Genomic DNA, 8,725 nt, shown 5'->3' with positions numbered 1-8,725 from the left:
GACGGTGACGACGGCACACTCCCGCACCAAGGACTTGGCCATGGTCGCTCGCACCGCCGATATTCTGGTGGCGGCGGTCGGCCGTCCTGAGATGGTCAAGGCGGACTGGATCAAGCCGGGCGCGACGGTGATCGATGTCGGCATCAACCGGATTGCCGCCCCTGAGCGCGGCGAGGGCCGGACCCGTCTGGTCGGCGATGTCGCCTTTGCCGAAGCGTCTGACGTTGCCGCCGTGATCACGCCGGTTCCGGGTGGTGTCGGGCCGATGACCATCGCCATGCTGATGGCCAATACCGTCATTGCCGCTCATCGGGCAGCAGGGAAAAGCGCGCCGAAATTCTGAACTAGCTTAGTCGGCCGGCGCCACGCCGGTCGAGGCGCGAACGATCAGCTCGGCCTTCCAAAGCTCCTGCTCGGGAAATGTCTCCGTATGCTTGATCCCGGCAATCAGTCGTTCGGCAATGCGTACGCCGGCGGCGCGTAGCGACGAGCGTGTGGTCGTCAGCGGCACGGTAAAATTCTCCGGCTTCAGAAGCGTCAGCACGTCGTCATGGGCAATCAGCGAGATATCCTCGCCGAGCTTCAGTTTCGCTTGGTTAATCGCGCGTACTGCGCCTAGCGCCAGCACGGTGCTGGAGCAGAGAATGGCGGTCGGACGCTTGTCGAGTTGCAGAATGCGCTCCATGATAAGTAGGCCCTGCTCGTCGGTCATTGCCGTGTGACTGACGCAAGCTTCGTCCAACGCCAGCCCGCGCTCGGCAAGGGCGGCGTCCACGCCGTTTTTCCGCCGGATGGCAAAGTCGAGATACATCGGACCGTTCAGCAGTGCAAAACGCCTGTGGCCGAGTTGCAGCAGCAGTTTGGTGGCATCGTAGAAGGCCGCCTCGTTGTCGATGTCGAGGAAGGGATAATCCGGTTCCGAGCCGATGGACCGGCCATGCACGAGGAAGGGCATGGAGAGCGATTTCAGCATGTCGAGACGGGGATCGTGGCCGCGCATATAGTTGACGAACAGGGCGTCGACATTGCCGCTGACGGCAAGCCGCTTCAATGCGCCGACCTCGTCGTTCGGATCGGCGGGCGTCACGACGAAATGGAAATCGTGCCGCAGCGCTTCTTCGCCAAGCCCGGTCAGGAATTCGCCGAAATGCAGGTCGGTGGGGTTGCCGGGCGCGGTCGGCATGACGAGGCCGATGGAGCCTGCCTTGCCGGTTGCCAGCCGTTGCGCTGCCTTGTTGGGCCGATAACCCGTTTCCTGAACCGCCTTGAGGACGCGCTCACGGGTTTCGCGGTTGACTTCCGGATAACCGTTCAGCGCGCGGCTGACCGTGGTCTGCGATAAGCCGAGCATTTGGGATAGCTGCTTCAGATTCACTTGGTTTGGCTCCTCCATCTCCCCGCCGCCATGGCGCCAAAATCCCTCCTGCCATGCGGCTTGGCTTCCAAAGCGCTTTTAACTATGTAGCAAGAGACGCATTTGAAACAAGATAAATAGCGAAATATTGCCATCCATTTCATGCTGCAATGCGAGATATGGTGTGCAGGGCAGCCAAATCGGCAAAATCGCTTGACTCCGCGTCGTCTGCAATGGGATGAATAAGTAGCCAAAGCGCTTTGAGGAAATGAGCGCGCAGCACGCGAGACGTGCTCGGCTCGTGGGATTGGTATTTGGGAGGACAACCACATGAAGAAGTTGTTTTTGATGACCGTTGCCGTTGCCGCCCTGGCAGCCGGAACGGCGATGTCGGCCGATTTGAAATTCCAGCCTGGCCAGGATGCGAAGTTCAACTGGAAAAGTTATGACGATTTCAAGTCCGCTCATGCGGACCTGAAGGGCGAGACGCTGACCATCTTCGGTCCGTGGCGCGGCGAGGACGAAGCGCTATTCACCAGCGTTCTGAATTATTTCACCGAGGCGACCGGCGTGAACGCCAAATATTCGTCCTCGGAAAACTATGAGCAGCAGATCGTCATCGACACCCAGGCCGGCTCGCCGCCGAACGTCGCGATCCTGCCGCAGCCGGGTCTGTTCGCCAACCTCGCCAGCAAGGGCTATCTGACGCCGCTTGGCGATGATCTGGCCTCCTGGATCAAGACAAACTACGGCGCCGGCGACAGCTGGGTCGGTTACGGTACCTACAAGGGCAAGGACGGCAAGGACGCCTTCTACGCCTTTCCCTACAAGGCCGACCTGAAGTCGCTCGTCTGGTATGTGCCGGAAAACTTCGAGGAAGCCGGCTACAAGGTCCCCACCACCATGGAAGACCTCTTCAAGCTCTCCGACCAGATCGTCAAGGACGGCGGCACCCCCTGGTGCGTCGGCCTCGGTTCGGGCGGCGCCACCGGCTGGCCGGCGACCGACTGGGTCGAAGACCTGATGCTGCGCACCGTATCGCCGCAGGATTACGACGGCTGGGTCGACAACAGCTTGAAGTTCAACGATCCGAAGGTCGTCAATGCCATCGACGAATTCGGCAAGTTCGCCAAGAACGCCAAATATGTGAGCGGCGGCGTCGCTGCTGTCGCCTCGACCGATTTCCGCGATAGTCCCAAGGGCCTCTTTGCGGTTCCGCCGAAGTGCTACCTGCACAAGCAGGCCTCCTTCATCCCCTCCTTCTTCCCGGAGGGCACGAAGCTCGGCCAGGATGCCGACTTCTTCTACTTCCCGCCCTATGCGGCGCACCCGGAACTTGGCAAGCCGGTTCTCGGCGCCGGTACGCTGGCCGCGATCACCAAGGACTCGAAGGCCGCGCGCGCCTTCATTCAGTTCCTGCAGACGCCGATCGCCCAGGAAGTCTGGATGGCGCAGTCCGGATTCCTGACCCCGTACAAGGGCGTCAACACGGCTACCTACGCCAATGATGCGCTGAAGAAGGAAGGTGAGATCCTGACGACCGCCACGACCTTCCGCTTCGATGGTTCCGACCTGATGCCGGGCAAGATTGGCGCGGGCGCATTCTGGACCGGTATGGTGGACTTCGTCGGCGGCAAGTCGGCCAAGGACTCCGCTGACGAGATCCAGAAGGCTTGGGACGCCATCAAGTAGTCTGACATTGCGGAAAAGCATCGCCGGTATTTCCCGGCGATGCTGATCCCGTCCTGCCGCGATCGGTGCCTTGGGGAGTGCCGACGACGCCGGGCGGGTGGCTTCGAGCAAGTAAAAAAAATCGGGAGGGAAAGATGATTTCGCAGATCCTGTCGGCGGTCGGAGCCATGATATTCGGCGTTGCCGTCTGTGCCGCGTATTTTCTGTTTTCCAACAAGTTGCTGGACCTGATTTTCCCGGCAAAAGAGGGTGGCGACGTTCACCGGGTCGCGGTCAATCTGCGTCGCCGTGGACTGATCCGTCCCTGGCTTTTCCTCGGGCCCGCACTCATCCTCCTCGCCGTCTACCTGGTCTATCCGGTGGTTGCGACCCTTATCCTGTCCTTTTACGGTCCTGACGGCAGCAAATTCGTCGGCGGCGCCAATTATGTCTGGGCTTTCAACGACAACGAATTCCGCCAGTCGATCTTCAACAATATCCTTTGGCTCGCCGTCGTGCCGGCTGCGTGCACCTTCTTCGGTCTGGTGATCGCCGTGATGACCGATCGTATCTGGTGGGGCAACATCGCCAAGGCGGTCATCTTCATGCCGATGGCGATTTCCTTCGTCGGCGCGTCGGTCATCTGGAAATTCATCTACGAATATCGCGGCGGCACCGACACGCAGATCGGCCTCCTGAACGCGGTCGTGCAGCTTTTCGGCGGCACGCCGGAAGTCTGGATCACTATCCCCTTCTGGAACAATTTCTTCCTGATGGTCATGCTGATCTGGATTCAGACCGGTTTCGCCATGGTCATCCTGTCGGCCGCCCTTCGCGGCATTTCGGAGGAAACCATCGAAGCGGCCGTCATCGACGGCGCCAATGGCTGGCAGATCTTCTGGAAGATTATGGTGCCGCAGGTCTGGGGCACGATCGCCACGGTCTGGACCACGATCACCATCCTCGTGCTCAAGGTGTTCGATATCGTGCTGACCATGACCAACGGCCAGTGGAACACGATGGTGCTCGCAAATCTGATGTTCAACTGGATGTTCCGCGGTGGCGGCGATTCCGGTCGAAGCGCGGTGATCGCGCTCGTCATCATGGCAGCGGTCACGCCGATCATGATCTGGAACATCCGTCGTGCAAACGCGGAAATGAAGGGGCGCTGACATGCTTGGAAACCTCGGCCGCATCGGCCCCGCCCGCCTCTTCGTTCATTTCTCGGTGCTCGTCATCGTTCTTCTCTGGCTGCTGCCGACGCTTGGCATCTTCGTCACCGCGCTCCGCGACAGGGACCAGATCGTCGTCTCCGGCTGGTGGACGGCTTTCTCCGGCTCATCGCAGACGGCGGCCGTGCGCCTGGCCGGCCCCGACAAGGCAGTGCAGGACGGCCCCAATTACGTCATCGCCGGCACCGTTGCCGGTGAAGGCAATAGCGGCAACGGCAAGATCGAATCCTTCGGTATGCGTGTACAGGAGCCGGCGGCCTACAAGGTCGGTTCGTCCGCCGACCTCGGCAATGGCGAGACGCTCACCGTCAATGCCGATGGCAGCTATCGCTACCAGAAGAATGCGCCATTCGAGGCGGATGCGCGCAGCAAACGCATCTATCTGACCATCGCCACGCCGCCGCAATTCACCCTGGACAATTATCGCAACGTCCTGACGGGCGAGGGCATCGGTCAGTCCTTCATCAACTCGCTGACGGTCACCATTCCGGCGACGGTCATCCCGATCCTGATCGCGGCTTTCGCGGCCTACGCGCTGGCCTGGATGGAGTTTCCCGGCCGTGCGCTGCTGATCGCGCTTGTGGTCGGCCTCATCGTCGTGCCGTTGCAGATGTCGCTGATCCCCCTGCTGCGCATTTATAATGAGATCGGCCAGATGTTCGGGGTGTCGTCGAAAACCTATCCCGGCATCTGGATGGCGCATACCGCCTTCGGCCTGCCGCTCGCCATCTACCTGCTGCGCAACTACATTGCCGGCCTGCCCAAGGAGATCATCGAATCCGCCCGCGTCGACGGCGCCAGCGATTTCGACATTTTCGTCAAGATCATCCTGCCATTGTCCTTCCCGGCGCTCGCCTCCTTCGCGATCTTCCAGTTCCTCTGGGTCTGGAATGACCTCTTGATCGCCATGGTGTTCCTCGGCACCGACAAGGATCGCCTGGTCCTGACGGCGGCGCTCAACGCGCTGCTCGGCTCGCGCGGCGGCAACTGGGAAATCCTGACGGCCTCGGCCTTCGTTACCATTCTCATCCCGCTCCTCGTCTTCTTCGGTCTGCAGCGCTACCTCGTGCGCGGTCTGCTCTCCGGGTCGGTGAAGGGGGGCTGATCAAAGACCTCAGCTAAAGTATTCATACAGGACCTATACAGAATGAGCATTGCCTCTCAATCGATTGCGACCGTGGACAAGGACTGGTGGCGTGGTGCCGTGATCTATCAGATCTATCCGCGCTCCTATCAGGACTCCAATGGCGACGGCATCGGCGACCTCAAGGGCATTGCCGCCCGTCTGCCGCATGTTGCTGCCCTTGGGGTCGACGCAATCTGGATTTCGCCGTTCTTCACCTCGCCGATGCGCGATTTTGGCTACGATGTCTCCGACTACGAGGATGTCGATCCGATTTTCGGCACGCTTGCCGATTTCGATGTGATGACAAGCGAAGCTCATCGTCTCGGCATCAAGGTGATGATCGACCTGGTGTTGTCGCACAGCTCCGACCGCCATCCCTGGTTCGTCGAAAGCCGTTCCAGCAAGGATAACCCCAAGGCCGACTGGTATGTCTGGGCCGATGCCAAGCCGGATGGCACGCCGCCCAACAACTGGCTGTCGATCTTCGGCGGCTCGGCCTGGGCCTGGGACCCGACCCGGATGCAGTACTACCTGCACAACTTCCTGACCTCGCAGCCGGACATGAACCTGCATAACCCGCAGGTACAGGATCGCCTGCTTAACGTCGTTCGCTTCTGGCTGGATCGCGGCGTCGACGGTTTCCGCCTCGACACCATCAATTTCTATTTCCACGACAGGGAACTGCGCGACAACCCCGCGCTCGAACCATCGCGCCGCAACGCCTCGACCGCGCCGGCGGTCAATCCCTATAACTTCCAGGAGCATCTTTACGACAAGAACCGCCCGGAGAACCTGGCGTTCCTGAAGCGCTTCCGCACCGTTCTCGACGAATATCCGGCAATCGCCGCCGTCGGCGAAGTCGGTGACAGCCAGCGTGGTCTTGAGATCGTCGGCGAATATACGGCCGGCGATGACAAGATGCACATGTGCTACGCCTTCGAATTCCTGTCGCCGGATGCACTGTCGCCTGACCGTGTCGAAGAGGTCATGGACGATTTCGGCGCCGCCGCGCCGGATGGTTGGGCATGCTGGGCATTCTCGAACCATGATGTGGTGCGCCATGTCAGCCGCTGGGGCGGCCTGGTTGCCGACCGCGAGGCCTTTGCCAAGCAATATGCGGCCCTGCTTCTGACCTTGCGCGGCTCGGTCTGCATTTATCAGGGCGAGGAACTCGGCCTGACGGAAGCCGATCTCGCCTATCAGGATCTGCAGGATCCCTACGGCATCCAGTTTTGGCCGGAATTCAAGGGCCGCGACGGTTGCCGCACGCCGATGGTCTGGGACAGCCAGATGGCGCAGGGCGGCTTTTCGACGGTGAAGCCCTGGCTGCCTGTGCCGGTGGAACACATCCTGCGCGCCGTCAGTGTCCAGCATGGCGACGAGAATTCGGTGCTGGAGCAGTACCGCCGTTTCCTCACCTTCCGCAAACAGCATCCGGCCTTCGCCAAGGGTGAGATTGCTTTCACGGAGCCGCAGGACGACGTGCTGATCTATACGCGCAGCCTTAACGACGAGACCATTCTCTGCGTCTTCAACATGGGCGCGACGGAAGCGGCCGCGACCGTGCCCGAGGGGAACTGGCAGGCCCTGACCGGCCATGGTTTTGCAAGCAACAATTACGGCAACAAGATCGATATTCCGGCTTGGGGCGCTTATTTCGCGCGCCTGGCCTGAGTGCCTGGGAGGAGGGCAGAGATGACGGGACTGGTTCTAAAGGACATCCGTAAGTCATACGGAAGCGTGCACGTCCTGCACGGCATCGATCTGGAGATCCAGCAAGGCGAGTTCATCGTCTTTGTCGGACCCTCTGGATGCGGCAAATCCACCTTGCTGCGCATGATCGCCGGTCTGGAGAGCATCACCGCCGGTGATATGCTCATCGCCGGACAGAAGGTCAACGAAGTGCCGCCCTCCCGGCGCGGCATTGCGATGGTCTTCCAGTCCTACGCCCTCTATCCGCACATGACGGTCTACGACAACATGGCCTTCGGCATGCGGATCGCCAAGGAGAACAAGAAGGAGATCGATCGCCGCGTTCGCGCCGCGGCGGCGAGCCTCCAGCTCACGCAATATCTCGAGCGTCTTCCGAAGGCGCTTTCGGGCGGCCAGCGCCAGCGCGTCGCCATCGGCCGCGCGATCTGCCGCAACCCGAAGGTCTTCCTCTTCGACGAACCATTGTCGAACCTCGACGCGGCCTTGCGTGTCGCGACCCGCATCGAGATTGCCAAGCTCAGCGAATCCATGCCCGAGACGACGATGATCTACGTCACCCACGACCAGGTCGAAGCGATGACGCTTGCCGATCGCATCGTCGTGTTGTCGGCCGGCCGTGTCGAGCAGGTGGGAGCGCCGCTTGAACTTTATGAGCATCCGGCCAACCTCTTCGTCGCGAAGTTCATCGGTTCGCCGGCCATGAATATCATCCCGGCGACGGTGACCGAGGCTGGCGAAAAGACGACGGTGACGCTGACGGGTGGCAAGTCGGTCACCCTCGACATCCCGACGGCCGCCTCCGAGCGCGGCAAGACCGCGAGCTTCGGTGTTCGCCCGGAAGACCTGCGGGTCGCCACCGACGACAACTATCTCTTCGAGGGGGAGGTCTCGATCGTCGAAGCGCTCGGCGAAGTCACGCAGCTCTATATCGAGGGTCTGGTGGACGGCGAGCCGATCATCGTCAAGATCCCCGGTATCGCGGACGTCAAGCGCGGGCAAAAGATGCGCTTTGCGGCCGATAGGCAGAAGCTGCATCTCTTCGATGCCGAAGGCCATGCCTATCGTAGGCAATAAGGCACCTTGCCAAAGGTGCAGCTGCGCTAGCCCGATCAAACACATAAAATAAATGCAACTTGGGCTAGCGCTTCCAAACCTTCTGTTAAATACCCGCTGATAGCGTGTGATCCGTAAGCTACTCTAGGGATTTACGGCAATGGCAGCTCGCGGCGCAGCGAATTCAGGCCAGCATTTTTTGAACAAGGAAGAGTCCTTCATGTACGACCGTGAGGTGCGGTACAGGATGCAGGACACAAGGAACGCGGCCCGCATCGAATATACCGAAAAGGGTGTTCTCAACCTGGCGTCACGCCGCTGCGACATCATTCGCATCTCGCAGACCAGCGCGATCCTGGCGATCCTCACGCAGTTCAATCTGCCGAAGCAATTCTATCTTGATATCCCCGATGCCCGCATCAGCAAGATTGGTTGCGTGCTGATGAAGATCTTTTCCAACAACACGATAGAGGTCCGCTTTCTGCGGTTGCTGGCGGAGAAGGAAATGAACAAGATCTTCGTCTACAGCACTCATCCGGCGCATCGCGACCGCGTGCTGGATATCCGCGCCTGAGC

7 protein-coding genes and 1 pseudogene are annotated in these 8,725 nt (G+C 60.4%); 7 read left to right on the top strand and 1 reads right to left on the bottom strand.

Features of this window, described 5'->3' with window-relative positions; all coding sequences use genetic code 11:
* Nucleotides 1-343 (top strand): annotated as a pseudogene (locus tag EX00_RS24390) (bifunctional methylenetetrahydrofolate dehydrogenase/methenyltetrahydrofolate cyclohydrolase); the annotation flags it as partial.
* Between the two features lie 6 nt (nt 344-349).
* Here the strand turns inward: EX00_RS24390 and EX00_RS24385 are convergent.
* Nucleotides 350-1,375: a substrate-binding domain-containing protein gene (locus EX00_RS24385; protein WP_047463899.1), complete on the bottom strand. Its 1,026-nt coding sequence runs from the start codon at nt 1,373-1,375 to the stop codon at nt 350-352.
* A gap of 309 nt (nt 1,376-1,684) precedes the next feature.
* Here EX00_RS24385 and EX00_RS24380 point away from each other — a divergent pair, with 309 nt between their 5' ends.
* The 6 genes from EX00_RS24380 (at nt 1,685) to EX00_RS24355 (ending at nt 8,723) form a co-directional block, all read left to right on the top strand.
* A complete protein-coding gene (locus tag EX00_RS24380; protein ID WP_047463818.1) occupies nt 1,685-3,046 on the top strand; it encodes an ABC transporter substrate-binding protein in 1,362 nt (453 codons plus the stop codon).
* 134 nt (nt 3,047-3,180) lie between these two features.
* Nucleotides 3,181-4,197: a carbohydrate ABC transporter permease gene (locus EX00_RS24375; protein WP_047463816.1), complete on the top strand. Its 1,017-nt coding sequence runs from the start codon at nt 3,181-3,183 to the stop codon at nt 4,195-4,197.
* Between the two features lies 1 nt (nt 4,198).
* Nucleotides 4,199-5,362, top strand: coding sequence for a carbohydrate ABC transporter permease (locus tag EX00_RS24370; RefSeq protein ID WP_047463814.1), 1,164 nt, complete (start codon nt 4,199-4,201; stop codon nt 5,360-5,362).
* Nucleotides 5,363-5,404: 42 nt separating this feature from the next.
* Nucleotides 5,405-7,057 (top strand): beta-galactosidase BglA, encoded by a 1,653-nt coding sequence (gene bglA / locus EX00_RS24365; protein ID WP_047463812.1) that lies wholly within the window; start codon nt 5,405-5,407, stop codon nt 7,055-7,057.
* 21 nt (nt 7,058-7,078) lie between these two features.
* Complete coding sequence (locus EX00_RS24360; RefSeq protein ID WP_047463811.1) at nt 7,079-8,170, top strand: ABC transporter ATP-binding protein; 1,092 nt, start codon at nt 7,079-7,081, stop codon at nt 8,168-8,170.
* 199 nt (nt 8,171-8,369) lie between these two features.
* Nucleotides 8,370-8,723 (top strand): hypothetical protein, encoded by a 354-nt coding sequence (locus EX00_RS24355; RefSeq protein ID WP_047463897.1) that lies wholly within the window; start codon nt 8,370-8,372, stop codon nt 8,721-8,723.
* The last annotated feature ends 2 nt before the right edge of the window (nt 8,724-8,725 follow it).

Origin of the sequence: Martinezella rhizogenes (assembly GCF_000799715.1) — a bacterium.
GTDB lineage: Bacteria > Pseudomonadota > Alphaproteobacteria > Rhizobiales > Rhizobiaceae > Rhizobium > Rhizobium rhizogenes_C.
This window is presented reverse-complemented; position numbering and strand designations above follow the sequence as displayed.

Coding starts and splice junctions, on each gene's coding strand:
- EX00_RS24380 (WP_047463818.1), top strand. CDS start 1,685: ATGAAGAAGTTGTTTTTGATGACCGTTGCCGTTGCCGCCCTGGCAGCC.
- EX00_RS24360 (WP_047463811.1), top strand. CDS start 7,079: ATGACGGGACTGGTTCTAAAGGACATCCGTAAGTCATACGGAAGCGTG.
- EX00_RS24375 (WP_047463816.1), top strand. CDS start 3,181: ATGATTTCGCAGATCCTGTCGGCGGTCGGAGCCATGATATTCGGCGTT.
- bglA (WP_047463812.1), top strand. CDS start 5,405: ATGAGCATTGCCTCTCAATCGATTGCGACCGTGGACAAGGACTGGTGG.
- EX00_RS24370 (WP_047463814.1), top strand. CDS start 4,199: ATGCTTGGAAACCTCGGCCGCATCGGCCCCGCCCGCCTCTTCGTTCAT.
- EX00_RS24355 (WP_047463897.1), top strand. CDS start 8,370: ATGTACGACCGTGAGGTGCGGTACAGGATGCAGGACACAAGGAACGCG.